Source organism: Staphylococcus sp. Marseille-Q1834 (genome assembly GCF_916858875.1).
Classification (GTDB): Bacteria; Bacillota; Bacilli; order Staphylococcales; family Staphylococcaceae; genus Staphylococcus; species Staphylococcus pragensis.
The window spans coordinates 533,057-551,145 of record NZ_CAKASN010000001.1; the positions used below are offsets into that span (position 1 = coordinate 533,057).

General features: G+C 33.1%; 15 protein-coding genes. 3 read left to right on the forward strand and 12 right to left on the reverse strand.

Annotated features, from left to right (window positions below; translation table 11 throughout):
- Window positions 1–600: 600 nt before the first annotated feature.
- The 10 genes from LIX58_RS02755 to hxlA all read right to left on the reverse strand — a co-directional run bounded on the left by LIX58_RS02755 (window position 601) and on the right by hxlA (window position 10,215).
- Complete coding sequence (locus tag LIX58_RS02755; protein ID WP_126564945.1) at window positions 601–2,007, reverse strand: MFS transporter; 1,407 nt, start codon at window positions 2,005–2,007, stop codon at window positions 601–603.
- A gap of 193 nt (window positions 2,008–2,200) precedes the next feature.
- Complete coding sequence (locus LIX58_RS02760; RefSeq protein WP_126564944.1) at window positions 2,201–2,461, reverse strand: hypothetical protein; 261 nt, start codon at window positions 2,459–2,461, stop codon at window positions 2,201–2,203.
- Window positions 2,462–2,830, reverse strand: a complete 369-nt coding sequence (locus LIX58_RS02765; RefSeq protein ID WP_126564943.1) for a protein VraC — start codon at window positions 2,828–2,830, stop codon at window positions 2,462–2,464. It lies immediately after the preceding gene.
- On the reverse strand, window positions 2,799–3,944 hold the full coding sequence (locus LIX58_RS02770) for a thiolase family protein (protein WP_126564942.1): 1,146 nt from the start codon (window positions 3,942–3,944) through the stop codon (window positions 2,799–2,801). The genes LIX58_RS02765 and LIX58_RS02770 overlap by 32 nt, the downstream gene beginning before the upstream one ends.
- Complete coding sequence (locus tag LIX58_RS02775; protein ID WP_226386048.1) at window positions 3,941–5,326, reverse strand: AMP-binding protein; 1,386 nt, start codon at window positions 5,324–5,326, stop codon at window positions 3,941–3,943. Before LIX58_RS02775 ends, LIX58_RS02770 begins: the two co-directional genes overlap by 4 nt.
- A gap of 279 nt (window positions 5,327–5,605) precedes the next feature.
- The gene (gene gtfB, locus LIX58_RS02780) at window positions 5,606–6,925 is read right to left on the reverse strand and encodes an accessory Sec system glycosylation chaperone GtfB (RefSeq protein WP_126564940.1); all 1,320 of its coding nucleotides are present in this window, start codon (window positions 6,923–6,925) and stop codon (window positions 5,606–5,608) included.
- Window positions 6,918–8,426 (reverse strand): accessory Sec system glycosyltransferase GtfA, encoded by a 1,509-nt coding sequence (gtfA, locus tag LIX58_RS02785; protein WP_154838073.1) that lies wholly within the window; start codon window positions 8,424–8,426, stop codon window positions 6,918–6,920. The genes gtfB and gtfA overlap by 8 nt, the downstream gene beginning before the upstream one ends.
- 200 nt (window positions 8,427–8,626) lie before the next feature.
- On the reverse strand, window positions 8,627–8,890 hold the full coding sequence (locus LIX58_RS02790; RefSeq protein ID WP_126564939.1) for a hypothetical protein: 264 nt from the start codon (window positions 8,888–8,890) through the stop codon (window positions 8,627–8,629).
- 141 nt (window positions 8,891–9,031) lie between these two features.
- Window positions 9,032–9,580 (reverse strand): 6-phospho-3-hexuloisomerase, encoded by a 549-nt coding sequence (gene hxlB, locus LIX58_RS02795; protein WP_226386049.1) that lies wholly within the window; start codon window positions 9,578–9,580, stop codon window positions 9,032–9,034.
- Window positions 9,581–9,582: 2 nt separating this feature from the next.
- Window positions 9,583–10,215: a 3-hexulose-6-phosphate synthase gene (hxlA, locus tag LIX58_RS02800; RefSeq protein ID WP_103298238.1), complete on the reverse strand. Its 633-nt coding sequence runs from the start codon at window positions 10,213–10,215 to the stop codon at window positions 9,583–9,585.
- A 274-nt stretch (window positions 10,216–10,489) separates the two neighbouring features.
- Between hxlA and LIX58_RS02805 the strand changes: the two genes are divergently transcribed.
- The 3 genes from LIX58_RS02805 to folE2 are packed head-to-tail and all read left to right on the forward strand — an operon-like array spanning window position 10,490 to window position 12,423.
- Window positions 10,490–10,852, forward strand: a complete 363-nt coding sequence (locus LIX58_RS02805) for a YojF family protein (RefSeq protein WP_186805201.1) — start codon at window positions 10,490–10,492, stop codon at window positions 10,850–10,852.
- A gap of 13 nt (window positions 10,853–10,865) precedes the next feature.
- Window positions 10,866–11,531 (forward strand): bacillithiol biosynthesis deacetylase BshB2, encoded by a 666-nt coding sequence (gene bshB2 / locus LIX58_RS02810; RefSeq protein WP_154838075.1) that lies wholly within the window; start codon window positions 10,866–10,868, stop codon window positions 11,529–11,531.
- Between the two features lie 13 nt (window positions 11,532–11,544).
- Window positions 11,545–12,423, forward strand: a complete 879-nt coding sequence (gene folE2, locus LIX58_RS02815; protein WP_126564935.1) for a GTP cyclohydrolase FolE2 — start codon at window positions 11,545–11,547, stop codon at window positions 12,421–12,423.
- A gap of 126 nt (window positions 12,424–12,549) precedes the next feature.
- Here folE2 and LIX58_RS02820 read toward each other — a convergent pair whose 3' ends face one another.
- Entirely contained in the window at window positions 12,550–13,854 is a 1,305-nt protein-coding gene (locus LIX58_RS02820) for an MFS transporter (RefSeq protein WP_126564934.1), read from the reverse strand.
- A 185-nt stretch (window positions 13,855–14,039) separates the two neighbouring features.
- Window positions 14,040–17,858, reverse strand: a complete 3,819-nt coding sequence (locus tag LIX58_RS02825; protein ID WP_226386050.1) for an SdrD B-like domain-containing protein — start codon at window positions 17,856–17,858, stop codon at window positions 14,040–14,042.
- Window positions 17,859–18,089: the final 231 nt, after the last annotated feature.

The window sequence follows — 18,089 nt, forward strand, 5'->3', positions numbered from 1 at the left end:
CCAAATGAGAATTCAAACAGAAGTATATTCCCAAAATTGATTTTTAAGTACTAGGCCCCCTAATATAAAGTAACTTAAAAAGTCATAAATCATTCCTAAACTCACCTTATGAATTATAGCGTCAATGTTAGCCAAAGATGTCCCCCTTTGAAAGCTTAGAGAGTAACTTTAAGCCCAGCTAACATCGACGCTATTTTTGTTTATATTTATGCTTAAACTATTTTAAAATGCAAAGAGAGGATAACGTAATTTATGAACTTATGTACTTATCACTTCAGTAAGTAGTTCTAAGATAGATAACAAAACGTAGTTGTGAAGACTCCTATGTTGATTATTAATGAACATAAGTGCCATGCACTTATGTAAGAAATTCTAAAGATGGACAACGAGTGACGTTGTGTGACGCCCGAAGGAACAGTACAAGTTGAAGACCTTAGAAATCCTCACAGATTTATCTGTGAGGCATTTCTGGCTGAAACTGTACCCTGGGCAAGCATCACAACAGAACGAGTAAATGTTCATCTAGGAATTTCTTTTCATTTTTCCTAAATAAAAAAACGCATTGATGAGGTTACTCTCATCAATGCGTTTAAATATCTATTATGCATTTCTATTTTTCTTTTCTTTAATCCACCATAATGCTTTTTTAGGATGTTCTTCAAAGTAATGAAGATCTTTCTTGTTATCAACATTAGGGTAAGAACCTTTGAGCGATTTACCTGCAGTACTTGTATGAAATATAGCAATCACGATAAAGCCAATTAAACTGATTGCAGTTAAGTAGTAAGCTGGTGCATAAATATTACCAGTTGATTCTACTAACCAAGAGTTAACTAATGGTGTTGTACCACCAAATAATGATACAGACACGTTAAATGTTACCGCTAATGTACGATATCTAATGTGTGTGAAGAACATTGTTGGTAAAGAACCAGGCATTGTTGCTTCGTATGTTGATAAGAAGAAACCTAAAATAAATACACCTACGATAATAAGTGGTAATGCTTTAGTGTTTAATAAACTAAATGCCACAATACTTAATAAAGTAAGACCACCTGTACCGATTAAGAATACTTTCTTCTCACCAACTTTATCTGCCATTTTACCAAAGAATAACGCTAAAGGAATCATAATTGCCATAACACAAGTAATTAAAACACTTGTCGTTGTTTGATCAATCTTAACAATTTGACCTAAGTATGTTGGTAAATAAGCTGTAACTGTATAGTTTGTTACATTAAAGAATACTACCGCTACGAAACATACTAAGATGTCTTTGAAGTGGTAGCGTAAAATTGTAAAGAATCCAATATTATCACGAGCTGGTGTTTGAACATCATTCTCATAAACTGGAGATTCTTCAAGTTTACGACGTAAATAAAGACCAAATAATCCAAGGAATAAACCTAAAATAAATGGAATTCTCCAACCCCAAGCTTGCATTTGTGCATCACTTAAGAAGAAACTTAATAATGCAATCATAATTGAGGCTGCAATGTAACCAGACAATGTTCCTATTTCAAGTCCACTACCTAAACTGTTACGTCGTTTATCTGGTGAAATTTCTGCAATATATGTCATAGCACCTGCATATTCCCCACCAGTAGAGAAACCTTGTAAGACCCTAGCGAGTAACAAGAGTGCGGGTGCCCATAAGCCGATCATGTCGTAGTTCGGTAAGATACCGATTGTCAATGTTGATAAGGCCATTAAAATAATTGTCGTTGTTAATACAACTTTACGTCCATATTTATCCCCGATAATACCAAATACTATGCCGCCAATTGGTCTAAGTAAGAACGCAATGGCTAATGCAGCAAATGTAAATATTTGTTGTATTTGAGGGTTCTGAACTGGTGAAAAGAAATTCGCTCCGATATAAGCTGTCGTATAAGCGTACACACCAAAGTCAAACCACTCCATGGCATTACCAATACCCGTGGCGAACACTGTTTTTTTCGCCGTCTGAGCATCGACCATGTTAATTTTATCTTTTTTAAAGTTCATGACCTGTAACACTCCTTCTATTTATGTTACATAATTATACAGAACTAATGCATGTTGTCAAATTTATTAAAATTAATTTAAATTAAAAAATACAATTTTATTCAATTGACAGAATTTAACAATAATTAAACGAATACGCTTACACATTAAATTTTAAAATAAAAAAAGTTATAATTAAGAATTAATTTTTTTATCAATTCATAATTATAACTAGTTTTACCCCGTTTTCTTCAGAACTAACCACAATTTCATTTTCCGACTTCACACAAACCTCTACAACCTCATTAATAACAATAGTTTGAAGGTATTTAACTTTATAACTATGCCACTCAATCTCATATTCATTCATTAAATAATCTACGACGAGTTGTCCGGGAACGATAGTATTGTGAAGTGGATTTTGGTCATTAACAATTGCCAAATATTGATCGACTTGTGATTGACTAAACTTCATTCACACCCTCTCCTCAATGAACGTTTGTTCGATAATCATACAAGTATTGTTATTTTTATTTATTTTTAATTCAAAAATATATTGGTCAAATCGCTTTACCTTAGTAGTGCGTTTATGCGTTAAATATACACAATATTGCATGTTGCATTCCAACTTTTCATACTGAGTTACTCGGGTACGCTTTAATATTATCTTTTTTCTCATAAATGATTGAAAGAGATTAAATTCTGGCCAAAGTTTCGCACACATTAACGGTGGCACAGTGCCATCATAAACACGCCCTATCACATCACAATAACGTCGCACATCTTCTTCGCGAAATGATACATAACGGGCTTCACTGGTGCCACTTTTCAAAGAGAATTGCATTACCCATACCTCCCCCAATACCCATCGTTGCTATGCCTAATCGCCACGCTGGTAAATTGAACAAACGCGCTACTAACGCTGCACCACTAGCACCATAAGGATGACCTGATGCAATTGCGCCGCCCCATTGATTCACGCGTGCCACATCTAGATGTAACTCATTTATGGAAGCTAGCACTTGCGAGCTAAACGCCTCATTTAATTCCACTGCGTCTATATCCTCAATTTGCAACGCCTGTCGTTGTAATAAACGCTTAACCACTGGCACTGGACCGATACCTAATAACGTTGGAGCTACACCTGTTGTCACACCATCTTTAAATAACATACCTTGAGTGAATCCATGTTCTATCGCCAGTTCCTTCTCCATAACAATCACTAGACCCGCACCATCATTCTTCATGCAGCAATTACCCGCCGTCACAGTTCCGCCAGCCAATAGAGGACGCAATCGATTCAAACGTGCCTCCGTCAATGTCGACTTAATACTCTCGTCTTGCTCAAACCATTGCCCTTTCACCTTTAATGGCACAATCTCACGTGATATATCCCCATTCTTAAAGTGCGCAGAGGTAAACTGATGACTTCGAATCGCAAACGCATCTTGTGCCTCTCGCGACACACCATAGTGCTTCGCCACATTCTCAGCAGCTTCAATCATACTTGGATCCTGACCTTCTGGCGCAAACGACGCACGCTCATAAAATTGCGGTAACTGTGTCTCATAAACCGACTGAGGACGCTTAATCTTCCACGGCGCACGACTCGTACTCTCGACCCCGCCAGCCACATACACACGCCCCGCACCACACTGCACCATCCGACACGCATAAATAATGCTTTCAAGACCCGAACCACATTGCCGATCCACCGTTACACCCGGCACCTCATTAGACACCCCCGCTTCCAACAACGCCTTACGCGCTATATTCCCCCCATTTCCCACAACATTCCCTAATATCACATCATCTATTTGCTCCACAATCTCAAGAAATTCATTTTTTATTTTTTGGAAAAGGGGTAACAATAACTGCTCAGGTTCTAAATGCCTTAGCGCCCCACCATACTTACCAAACGGTGTCCTTTTAGCCCACACTATGACCGCTTCTTTCATACTTCTAGCTCCCCCTTTAAATAAAGCTCTCGCAATGTGCCACGCGCCACTTTGCCACTATTGGTAAAAGGCAACGCACTTACTTTCACAAGCTTTGAAGGCACCTCATATCGCGATAATGTTTGTAATAAATAACGTCGTAAACTTAAATAATCAAGTTCGCGGTGCCCCATATAAACAAGCACTGCAATTTCACCAAAGCGTGTATGTGGTTCCCCAATCATCACTGCTTCATCAATGCCATCCAGTTGCTTTACACGTTGTTCTACCGCAGTCGGGTAAATATTTTTACCTCCTATAATAAGTCGTTCGCTTTTGCGACTTACTAAATAGAGATATTGATCTTTTATGTAGGCATAATCACCTGTTTCTATCCAACTTTCTGGTTGAATCACTTTGCGATTTACATAACCAGAAAAGGTCATGTTACTTTTGACATGCAAGAGCCCTATTTGATCTTTATCTTGTTCTTCTAATTGATAAGTTACATTTGGAAACAGTTGACCAACTGAGTCTGTAGGTGCCGTTTGATTAAAATTATAACTAATAAAACTCGCTTCAGAAGTACCGAAAAACTCTATAATATTCGCTTGTGAAAATGTAGTAGTGACATCTTGAAATAATTGAGACGAAAGTTTAGCGCCACTACTTAATATAGAGGTAAGCGTCTTCGTTTTATTTGGCATATGTATAAGTTGCGATAACATTGTAGGCACGAGAAACAGCGCTATCGATTTCGATTGTCGTTGAATACATTGCATTAATTGTGACGCCTCAAAATGTCGCTGTCCGATGAACGTTCTTCCTGACCATAAAGCATAAATGCAAGTGTACAATGACAATGAATGTGCCAGTGGACCAGGAGCGATAAAGATAGCTTCATCGTGATGTAAGAGCTTTTCATTTTCAATATATGAAGCAAGCCATGAGGGCTCGTTACGATAATATGCCTTAGGAAGTCCAGTCGTCCCTGATGTAAAACCAATATGTAATAGGTTGTGAATTTGCGCCTGTTCCTCAAAAAATGAATCCTTCAAATTCAGTGACTGTGTTGGAATTAACTGCGCATCATTCTTAGCAATATATTGAATATTGTATGTATTGATGAGTTTATCAATCGTTGACATTGGCCAACTCGCATCTAAAAAACAAGGCACTGCATCTTGCATCAACACAGCAAAATAGTGAATCATATTCGTCATTGGCAACTCGCTTAATAATCCAACTCGCGTAGCAGATAGAAGCCCTTGATAATCACTTAGAGCTTCTTTAATAGCTTCATAGAATTCAGCATAGGTTAACTGCTCATCATCAAATTGTAATGCAATAACGTTTGGTTGCTCTTCTGCATAAATTTGTAAGTTCTTCACAATCTCTAACATGGTTTCAACCTCTTAATGTCAACTAATTTAAGTATAATGTTAACATTTAAATGAAATAAAATCATTTCGCTTTAAGTTATTTTATAACAATTGAGCTAATTAATTTGATTAAGCGATAATATAGTTAAGATATTCATTCTCTAAACCTGATTGACTATGTGAGCCCCATTTCACAGTTATTTAATTAACTTCTTTACACTTTGTCATCTAAATATCATTTAAGAAAAAAATATAAAAAAATACCTCTCTTTTACGAGAGGTATTTTCAGATTAAATTTATTATTTGCTAAAGAATGATTTAAATTCATCTTTTGATATTGATCTCCCATGAACTAATTGATTATCTAATAAGTTGTCTAAAATGATTTTATTAGGTAAAGATGCTAATATCTCAATCAACTTTTCATAATTTTCAATTTTAAATAAATTATTTAAATCTACTACATCATTATTATGACAAGTCTCATTATAACCTAATATTAATAGATTATAGTCAAAAGCTGCATGTACTGAATCTAGTATTTCACTTCCGTGGTTAATATCTAGATATATATCACATTGTTTATAAAGTTCAGTAACTTTACTGCGTCTTACATGTGGATATAAGGAGACATTTTTATAAACACCGAGAGACATTAATTTTTTTGACATCTCTGTTACGGCAACGATATTAAAATGTAAATGAGGATTTTTACTCACAATTTGTTCTATGTTAGGTATATCGTCTGAATTTGTTAAAGTTAAAATTTCATTAGAATATGAATTTTGTTTAATAAAGTCATACACATACCCAACTTTGAATAGATAATTCTTTTCATTGTCATCTAACCAATTATATATACGATTATATTCATTACTATTAGGAATCAAGATATTAGCTGTTCTATTCCCATTATTCAACAAGTATTTCATATTACCAGGTAATTCTTCAGGACTCTCTTGCCAAAAAAGATAATCTTTTCCTTCAATATTTTTTACATGTCTTAAGAGAGCATATGGAAAAGCTAAAGAGTTGATTAAAAAACTATCAAGTTTGATCTTTGACTGCTCTAAATAAAATTCTAAAAAGCGAAGTTTTGAGTTAAAGAAATACTCTTTATCTCTCCATGTTAATATATATGAATTGGTCACAAAGTTTTCACTAATAATGATTTTACCTTTATCATTATAATATTTTTTTACAATATACTTTCCATTATCATCTAGTAAAAGTTGTGCAAATTTATAGCCATATTTATTGTAATAATCAATATATTGAGTTTGTCCTTTTTCATTTAACCACTCAACGTGTTCAACTATACGAGTTCCCCAATTCTTTTTAAATTTGATCTTACCTCGAACTCGTCCCTTATCTCGTATTCTTGCTATTGAGTTGTTACCTTCGATTTCCCACAAATCCGGAACAGGAACTTCATTAAAAAATAAAGGATTTACATTTAAAAGCTCACATTTTGAGAAAAAACTATATGGAGATTGAGTATTTTCAGGTAAAAAACCGTTATCTTCTAAAAGAATAGTTTGATGATTCATTCCAACATTTCGCAAGGTATTTAAAAGTTTAATAGTTTTTTTATCGAGTTTTTCAAATAGATTAATCATATTGCACCTCTTTAATTAATGAATGCCATTTCTCTGCTATATTTTCAAAAAGAAAATTTTCGGCTATTTTATATGATTCTATACTCATTTTTTCAATATTACTTTTGAAAAATTTTACAACGGCATTAGCTAATACGTTTACAATTTCTTGTTCAGTGGCTTCTTCTGTATTAATACTTATACGATAACCATTTTCACCATTTTTAATAAATGTTGGGTTACCATAATCTACTTCAAAACCTATCATTCCTAAGCCCGAGCCAATAGCCTCCATTAGTGTTAAACCAAAACCTTCGCTAGTTGATCCGGAGATAAATAACTGATATTTTCTATAAATATTCTCTAAATTTTGATGACCTTTTAGTGTTATGTATCCTTCAGCATTTTCATCATTAATTATTTTTTGTAACGTTTCTTTTTCACCACCCTCACCATAAATATCAAAGGTAATATCCGTGTTGTATTGATGAGCTTTAATAACTGCTTTTACCAACCAATCTACATGTTTTTCACTGGCTAATCTTGAAGCCGTTATAATCGAAGCTTTTCTTCTTTCATTAGATTTTTTTAATTCCGACAAATTACCAACAGGAATAGTATAGATTTTAGATGGATATTGATAATATTTTTCAAATTGCTTAGCTAACTTTTCATTTTGCTTATCAGTTGCTGTTATAAAGAAATCTATATTTTTAGCATTATTAAAAAGATATTCATAATGATTGTTCCACAAAATATGTTTTTCATTAGTAGTATTTTCATTATAATGTTCAGCATGTATTATTGAACCTATCTTAGCTTCACCCTTATTTTCTAAATATACTTGACCAACATTAGTAGAACGATCAATCAGTAAAATATCCTTTTTAGAAAGATTTAATTTTTTTAAAAAGTAACCAATTAATTCTTCCTTAGAATAAAGAATCTTATCCTTAAACACATACATGTTATTATCTTCATTGATATATTCTTCATAAGCTACTGTACCATTCTCATTATAAAAGACTCTCTGATATGCTTTAGCTTGTCCATCTTTAGGAGCATAATATTCGCTAAAAATCCTTACGTAGGAATAATAGTCTTTTCTAATCAGCTTATTCATAGAAACAAATTCTGCTCTATTTACTACTGAGCTATTTGGATAACGTAGATAGCAAGTTATGTAGTTATCATCATTATTAAAGAATATTCTTTTCACATCTTCATTTACTACTTCTATACGTATATCCTCATAATCTAAATTTTCGATAATGTCATCTAAAGTATAAGTTGTAGGAGCAATTTTTATATCCGTAAAATATTGATATAACCAAATGATTTCATTATCTTTAAACCCCATATTACTTGTATAAGATTGAATGTTTTCTCTACTAATAAAATCAAAAAATACAAATTTAAAATCTAATTCTAATTTCTCAAAAATATTTCTTCGATATAATTGAGCATACTCTACTCCACTGCTAGCCCAACCTATCCCAAAATTTAAATTATAAATAGTCATTATTTCTCTCCCGTTTTTGATTATGTAACTTCCATATAATTGTATACTAATATTTTAACATTTTTAATAAAACTAGCTAAAGTATATTTTTAAAAACTAATATAAAATATCTTCCAAAAAAGTACTATATCTATTTTTAGTTATAAATAAAACGGTTGATTTTCATATGTAAAATCAACCGTCAGTTATAAATTTCATTTTTAAATAACACTTTTTATAAAACGCACTATAGCAAAAGTTGCGATTACCAACGAAGAAAGAAGCGTCCCAATTTTTATTATTTTGCTTTGTTTTTCAGGTTCGTCAGAATCATCATTTTCCATCATTTCTAACAATTCTCGTTCAATTTCTAAATCTAATGCAGATTTCTTTTTCCCATCATAACCAATGCTATTGTCATCTTCTGTATCGCTATCTGTTTTTAATGAGTGATCAGTACTTTGATTTTTATCTTCTAAGGTCATAAAGTAATACCTCCGATAATCTTTATACATTTATGTATCAAGTATATTACTTTATAAAATAGTGTAAAGTACTTTATTCTATATATTAAAAATTTTATTTATAAGAAAGACTGTTAGTCAAATACTAACAGTCAAAAGACTTTATTCTAAATTAGCATGGTTCTGTTGCATTGTTTCTTCATCTACATTGAACGTATCCATTAATCCAAGTACAACACTGTCTAAGAATAATAAAGATGCTTGTTCAAATAAACTACCTAATGGTTGTTCAGAACCTTCCGCATCATGTTTCGTACCTGCAGGAAGTTCAATTACAGTTTCAGCTAATTCGCCAATAGGAGATTCTGGTTTAGTTGTTAATAATACCACTTTAGCTCCTACTGATCTTGCTTTATTAGCTAATAATCGCAAATGCTCAGTTGAACCTGAACCTGATAAAATAATGAATAAATCATGTTCTTTAATAGATGGCGTTGTAGATTCTCCTACAACAAATGCTTCTTTACCTAATTGATTTAAACGCATAGCAAAGCTATTTGCGATAAACCCTGAACGACCTTTACCAGCTGTGAAAATGCGTTGTGCACCATTCACATCGTTCGCAAATCGGTCGTATTCTTCATCTTGTATATGAGATAAAGTACGCTCTAATTCCTCAAGAATGAGACGATAATTAGTAAATTGAGACATCATTATTTACCTTCAATCGCTTCACGACATTGTTTAGCTGCTTCTACAGGGTCATCTGCATTAGCGATACCGCCACCTACGATAACTAAGTCAGGCTCTTCAGCTACAATATCTTTAATTGTTTCTGGTTTAATACCACCAGCAACAGCAACTTTAGAGTTTTTAATCACTGATTTCACTGTACGTAAGCTTTCTAATGGAGATTGTCCTTCAGCTTGTAAGTCATAACCAGTGTGTACTGCGATATAGTCAGCACCCATTTCATCTAATTCTTTTGCACGTTTTTCTAAATCTTGAACGGCAATCATATCAACTAATAATTGTTTATCATGTTTGTGCGCTTCTTCAACTGCTGCTTTGATTGAAGCATCTTCAGCAACACCTAAGATTGTTACTACGTCAGCACCAAATTTGATTGCTTGGCTAACTTCATAATCTGCTGCGTCCATAATTTTAAGGTCAGCTAATACTTTTGCGTTATTAATATTTTCATTTAAATGTTGAACTGCTGGTAAACCTTCATTGATTACGATTGGTGTACCAATTTCTACGATATCTACATATTCCTCTACTTTTTTAGCTAATTCTGCTGCTTCTTCTTTATTTAATAAATCGATTGCTAATTGTAATTCCAATGCAAACATCCTTTCGTTACTAAAGTATGTCATTTACTTTAGTTCGTGTTTTTTATCTTTCACATTTGGTTATTTACCCATCTAAGATTTTTTTAAACGATAGAATATCTTTCAATGTTCTAATATCACTTTTTTGAAAATAAAGATTGTAATTCGACTTAAATGTGGAATTAATACAATTTTTTCTAAATAAATTGAGCAGAGATATACAATTACTCCTATCTTTTTAGTAAAATAAATAGATAAACACATTGTATGGTTGCAAGGAGTGAAAGTGTTGGAACTCATTAATGCTGAAGAAGTACAACGACTATTAACATCATTTGAAAATAAACCAGTATTCCTACACGTTGAAACGACTAATGGTGCATATGCTAACCATTTCGATCAACGTGTCTTTAATGCGGGGACATTTTTAAGAAATATACAAGTTACCTATGAACATGCGCAACTTAAAGGCGGAGAGAAAGACCCTTATCGCGTTGGTCTAAAGCTACGTGATGGCGGTTGGGTTTATGTTCAAGGACTGACACATTATGAAATCAATGACAACAATGAATTTTTAATTGCAGGATTTAATTACGAAGGACAATTGGCTGCTACACTCGAAATTAGTGAAAAGCCATTTACAATATAGAGGAGGCTTATTCATGAAAGATGAAAAACATGTATTAGTGATTTTTCCACATCCTGATGATGAGACCTTCTCATCGGCAGGCACAATTGCAAGCTATATCGACAATGGTGTGCCCGTAACATATGCTTGTTTAACATTGGGACAAATGGGACGCAATTTAGGGAATCCCCCTTTTGCAACAAGAGAATCATTACCCAATATTCGCGAACATGAATTAGAAGAAGCAGCGAAAGTGATGGGTATCACTGATTTACGTAAGATGGGATTACGTGATAAAACCGTAGAATTCGAACCGCATAATCAAATGGATGATATGGTGAAAAATTTAATTGAAGAAACGAACCCTTCAGTAATTATTTCATTCTATCCTCAATTTGCAGTCCATCCTGACCACGAAGCGACAGCAGAAGCTGTAGTAAGAACAGTAGGTCGTATGCCGAAAGAAGAACGTCCACGCTTACAACTCGTTGCATTTAGCAATGATGCACCTGAAAAATTAGGTGAACCAGATATATTAAACGATATTAGCCAATATAGAGAGCTTAAATTAAAAGCTTTCGAAGCACATGCTTCACAAACTGGACCTTTCTTAAAACAAATAGCAAGTCCAGAAGTAGATGGGAAAACACAAAGTTTCCTAGAGGTTGAGCCATATTGGACATATCATTTTGAATCTTAAGGGGAGGTAAATGATGACTGAATTTGATTTATCTACACGAGAAGGTCGCTGGAAACACTTTGGTTCAGTAGATCCAGTAGAAGGAACAAAACCTACAACTAAAAATGAAATGACAGACTTACAAAGTACGCATAAAAACTTTTTATTCGAAATTGAAGAAGTAGGTATTAAAAACTTAATTTACCCTGTAAAAATTGACCGCTATCAAACAGCAGGGAAGTTTAGCTTTTCAACAAGTTTAAACCAAGATGAAAAAGGAATTAACATGAGTCGTATCTTAGAGAGTGTTGAGAAACACTACTCAAATGGCTTAGAACTTAATTTCGATACACTTTACCAAGTACTACGTACATTACAAGGTAATATGAAACAAAATTCTGCAGGCGTAGATGTATCTGGCAAATGGTTCTTCGATCGTTATAGTCCAGTTACAAACATTAAAGCAGTAGCGAACGCTGACGTAACTTATGGTTTAGCTATTGAAAAAGATAACGTGACACGCAAAGAAATTACAATTGAAGCAACAGTAACTACATTATGTCCTTGTTCTAAAGAAATCAGTGAATATTCTGCTCACAATCAACGTGGCGTAGTCACTGTTAAAGTATATTTAGACAAAAATAATGATGTCGTTGATGATTATAAAGAAAAAATCCTGGATGCTATGGAAGCCAACGCAAGTTCTATCTTGTACCCTATTTTAAAACGTCCAGATGAAAAACGTGTCACTGAACGTGCTTATGAGAATCCACGTTTCGTTGAAGATTTAATCCGTTTAATTGCTGCTGATTTAGTAGAATTTGATTGGATTGATGGCTTTGACATTGAATGTCGTAATGAAGAATCTATTCATCAACATGACGCATTCGCTAAATTAAAATATCGTAAATAATTGTTTTTAAAAATAAAGCAGTTGTCTCACTTACTTTCGTGAGACAACTGCTTTTTAGTATGTTTGAATTTTTATAATGAATTAGATTTTCAAATTAAATTTAGCTTAGCTTGATATAGCATCAGCTTAATGATGTTTTGCCATACGCTTTTCACCAGGTTTAACAAAACACATTGCTACAATACTTATCAGTGATGCAACTACTGCTGAAATAAACATAGAAGAATAACCGTAACTTGCGACTAAATATCCTGTTAAAGTCGGTGCAATGACTGTTGCTGTATTAACGAAGAAATGTGTAATACCACCGTATGTACCCGTTTTACTAGGTGCAGTATCAATAATAACAGACCAATAAACACCATTTGGTAAGAAAATAAATGCATTCCCAATCATCATTAATATCATGATAGCTACAATACTATGTGTAAAGGGAATGATTAAGAAGCAAATCGCAGCGCAAATCATACCTACTATCGCAAAATATGATCGTGCTATACGTAAACTGCCTGTTTTTTTACGAAGCCAGTCTGAGATATGGCCACCAAAATAGATAGTGAAACAAGCTCCAATCCATGGCACCATACCTAAATACCATAAGGAATGGATTTCAAAATGATATTCATCTTGTAAATATTTAGGCGTCCAAGTTAAAATTAAAAAGTTTACATATTGGAAACCAAAATAACCAAACATATTACCTACTAATGTAGGACTTTTAAAGAAATGATACCATTTTTCATTTTTATTATTTTCAGTGTTAACCGTCTTCTCAACATTTAAACTACTATCAGTCGCACGAATTTCTTCAAGCTCCTCTTGTGAAACGCGTTTGTTATCTTCAGGATAATCTGTAAACACAAAGGCCCAAATGACTACCCATACTAATCCTAACGCTCCTAAAATAATAAATAACAGTCTCCAACTTGCTATTGTAAGAAATCCAGAAACGATAGGTGCTGTAATTAAAGCACCAAGTGGCACACCAATTAACCCTAAAGCCGATAATAAACCACGTTCTTTGGGTGCTGCCCAGTTAGCGTTCGTCTTACTAATTATTGAAAATACTGGACCTTCAGCCACGCCAAATAATACACGCAATAGACCGAAACCAATAATCGCTGAACCTCCAAATAGTGCCATACCGAGTTCTCCAGCATATGCCATTGCTATTTCAGTAATTGACCATGCAGTTCCAGCAATAATCCAAACAAATTTAGGTCCCCTTTTATCTGCCGTTAATCCTCCGATTAATGAACCAAACATGTAACCATAACCAAAATATCCTAAAATCTTGCCCCATGCGATAGTATCAAAGCCATATTCATTGATGATGTCTTTCTGAGCATAGGAAATAGCTCCTCTATCGATGTAATTAATCATTGTCATTACAATAATCATCGCAATAATAAAGTAACGATATTTCTTCATTTTAATCCCCACCCTTTGTTTACAAGTTACTTTACTATTCAAGTTTAGCATACTTTGTGTAAGCGTTATCATTAAAAAAGTTATTCTCTAAATAATATTTCTTATTGAATTTAATAAATATAAAAAGCATAAAAAAGAAGCCGGAATTTTAAATATCCGGCCTCTTTCTAAACAATATATTTATACTATTTATCTTCTTTTTTACGGCGTCTACCTAATAACAATGTTGATCCTAAACCAGCTAATAATGTACCTAATAATGTACCATTATTATCTTTATCACCAGTATCAGGCAATGAATCTGAATGCTTATGACTTTCTGAAGTTGATTCAGATGTGCTGTTGCTTGTGCTTTCTGAAGTTGATTCAGATGTACTATTGCTTGTGCTTTCTGAAGTTGATTCAGATGTGCTGTTGCTTGTGCTTTCTGAAGTTGATTTTGACTCTGATTCACTTAATGACTTTGATTCTGAGTCGCTTAATGATTTTGATTCTGATTCACTTAATGATTTAGATTCTGAGTCGCTTAATGATTTAGATTCTGAATCGCTTAATGACTTAGACTCTGATTCACTTAATGATTTTGATTCTGAGTCGCTTAATGACTTAGACTCTGATTCACTTAATGACTTAGATTCTGAGTCGCTTAATGACTTAGACTCTGATTCACTTAATGACTTAGATTCTGAGTCGCTTAATGACTTAGATTCTGATTCACTTAATGACTTAGATTCTGAATCGCTTAATGACTTAGACTCTGAATCGCTTAATGACTTAGACTCTGATTCACTTAATGATTTTGATTCTGAGTCGCTTAATGACTTAGACTCTGATTCACTTAATGACTTAGATTCTGAGTCGCTTAATGACTTAGACTCTGATTCACTTAATGACTTAGATTCTGAGTCGCTTAATGATTTTGATTCTGATTCACTTAATGATTTTGATTCTGAGTCGCTTAATGACTTAGACTCTGATTCACTTAATGACTTAGATTCTGAGTCGCTTAATGATTTTGATTCTGATTCACTTAATGATTTAGATTCTGAATCGCTTAATGACTTAGATTCTGAATCGCTTAATGACTTAGACTCTGATTCACTTAATGATTTTGATTCTGAGTCGCTTAATGATTTAGATTCTGATTCACTTAATGAAGCTGATTCAGATTCACCTTTTTTAAAGTAACCATTATCAATGGTCATATCATCATGATCAGTAATAGTTACTTTAACATTTTCACCATCGGCATCTTTAGAGTCATCGCTGGAGTTTACAGATGTTTGAGTTAAACCGTCTGGTTTCTCAAAGTGAACGTTATATTCCCCACTCTCTAAGTCTTCAAATATATATTTACCATTTTCATCTGTTTGAGTAGTTTTCAATGTATTACCATGACTATCTTTTAATGTAACAGTTACACCTTGAATACCTTTTTCATCTTCATCTTGATTACCATCTTCGTTGTAATCATACCAAACATAATCACCTAATTTATATTTAGGAGTTTTATAGAAGCCACTATCTAACGTCCAGTTATCTTCGTCTTTAATAATACCAATTGTTGATAATCCATCAGAGTCTTTAGCGTCATCGTTATTATTATTTACATTTGCATTTGTAGGCGTATAACCTTTAGGTGTTTCAAAGTTGATAACATATGATCCATTTCTTAAATTATCGAATCGATATTTACCATTTTCATCTGTATAAGTTTCTTCTTTAATACCATTGTCTCTAATAATTGAAACTTTAACGCCTTGAATACCTTTTTCATCTTCATCTTGGAGACCGTTTTTGTTTGTATCTTCCCATACATAGTCACCTAAGCTATATAATCTCTCGTTACCTGTTGCTTGTCCATTTGAGCCACTTCGCTCAACATAGTTATCATGGCCATAAAAATCTGATGTTCCTTCAAAATTTTTATTAGTCATTGTTATTCTAGTTCTTAAATCTTGCGTAGAATTTGGATCAATTTTAGAAGTAACTTTTACAATATATGGGTGGTCAATATGTCCAAAATTAATTTGTGCATGTTTTTCACCAACTTGATCAATGTTAAATTCATCAGTTACTTCTTCATATTGATTTTCATCTACATAGAAACTTGGATTAATATTATTTGAGTTACCGGCATCAAATATGCGAATATTAGAATTATTTGGGTCTAATAATGTACTACTGTCACCTACATTTTCTTGGTAACCTAGAATATTTAATATAGTATCGTAGCTATCTACTGAATTAGGATTCACATAAATATATTGAGTATAATCGTATGAACCTACATTAAATAAATCAGCTTTTGTAATAAGAGAATCTGCATTAGCAATTACGTGTCCAATGTTATAGTTAGTATATTTAACATCAATAGGAAGAGTTACATTTTCACCAGCAATATTATAGTTTAAATCATATGTTCCACTTGTTTTCGCATTTTTTCTATCAATGTATTGAGGAATTGAAAATGAACCTTTTACATTATCTTTATTGTTAACATAATCAGTAAATGTATAAACTAATTTTTTAGTATCAACGTCGTAAACACCATTTGCAACGACTTGATCACCCTCTGTTAAAGTTGGATAGATTTTGTTATTAGATGCTTTATAATCAGCAATACCTTCATAGTTGGCATATTCTGGCATATCAACTGTAAAGTAATCACCTGCATTTACGCGACCATTAGTTTTGAAATTAGAAGTGAGTTTGAAACCTTGACCATCGTTAGGTTGAACATAGTCTTTATCGATTGAAGCTGATGTCATTTCCACTAAATCATTTACATTTTTACCTGTCTCACTTTGTGTCACAGCCGCTCTAAGATTAGTAGCTATACGACTAACCGGTTTAATTCTTTTATTTGTAGAAATCTCTGAAGTAGTACCTAACGCTGAAAATTTATCATTATTTTCGCTATCCGCTTTTAAAAACGCTGCTAATAATTCATTTTCATCTGCTTTATTAAAATCAATATTTAAATCATTAACTAATTTAGATGCTTCTTCAGAAGTTGAATCATTGTTTTTAGCAACCATGTTAGTAAATAATTCTTTTTTCTTATCTGCGTTGTTTTCATTATTAATACTATCAAAAGTTTGTGCTACTTCTTTTGTTGAAGCTTCTTTATTTTCTTCTGTTGCTACTTCTTTTGTTGAAGCTTCGTTACTTTCTTCTGTTGCTACTTCTTTTGTTGGAGCTTCGTTATTTTCTTCTGTTGCTACTTCTTTTGTTGAGTCTTTTTTACTTTCTTTTGTTGTTGCTTCTTTTGTTGAAGCTTCGTTACTTTCTTCTGTTGCTACTTCTTTTGTTGGAGCTTCGTTATTTTCTTCTGTTGCTACTTCTTTTGTTGAGTCTTTTTTACTTTCTTTTATTGTTGCTTCTTTTGTTGAAGCTTCGTTACTTTCTTCTGTTGCTACTTCTTTTGTTGGAGCTTCGTTACTTTCTTCTGTTGCTACTTCTTTTGTTGGAGCTTCGTTACTTTCTTCTGTTGCTGCTTCTTTTGTTGGAGCTTCGTTACTTTCTTCTGTTGCTACTTCTTTTGTTGGAGCTTCGTTACTTTCTTCTGTTGCTGCTTCTTTTGTTGGAGCTTCGTTACTTTCTTCTGTTGCTACTTCTTTTGTTGGAGCTTCGTTACTTTCTTCTGTTGCTACTTCTTTTGTTGGAGCTTCGTTACTTTCTTCTGTTGCTACTTCTTTTGTTGGAGCTTCGTTACTTTCTTTTGTTGAGTGATTAGTAATGTCTACTTGTTCAGTTTGTGTAGCATTTTCTTCAGTAGTATTTTGTACACTACCTTTTTGCTTAATGTTTTCATCTTGTCCATTTTGACTATTGCTTTCAATTTGATTACTTTCAGCAGCTTTTGCTTCATCATGTGCACTACCAAAAAGTAATGTGGCACCAACTAAAATCGATGCAGTCCCAACTGTGAATTTTCTAATCGAATACTTATTCAATCTATTAGGCAGAAAATCCAATCTCTTATTAGGTTTTTTCTTCAAAAAAATCCACTCCCTTTTCTAATTTCGAAAAACCTTCCAAAATAGTAAGTATTTTACAAGTCACTCAATCATAATATGTAAAATACAAAAAAAATATACATAAATAGAGAGCAATTTGAAAGCTCTTTTTATATATTTAGTCGCAAATAATTAATGATTAATTAAATGCAAATTAAATATACCCGATACAAAATAGGTTAAACTATAATTTTATATATAATAAATTAATAT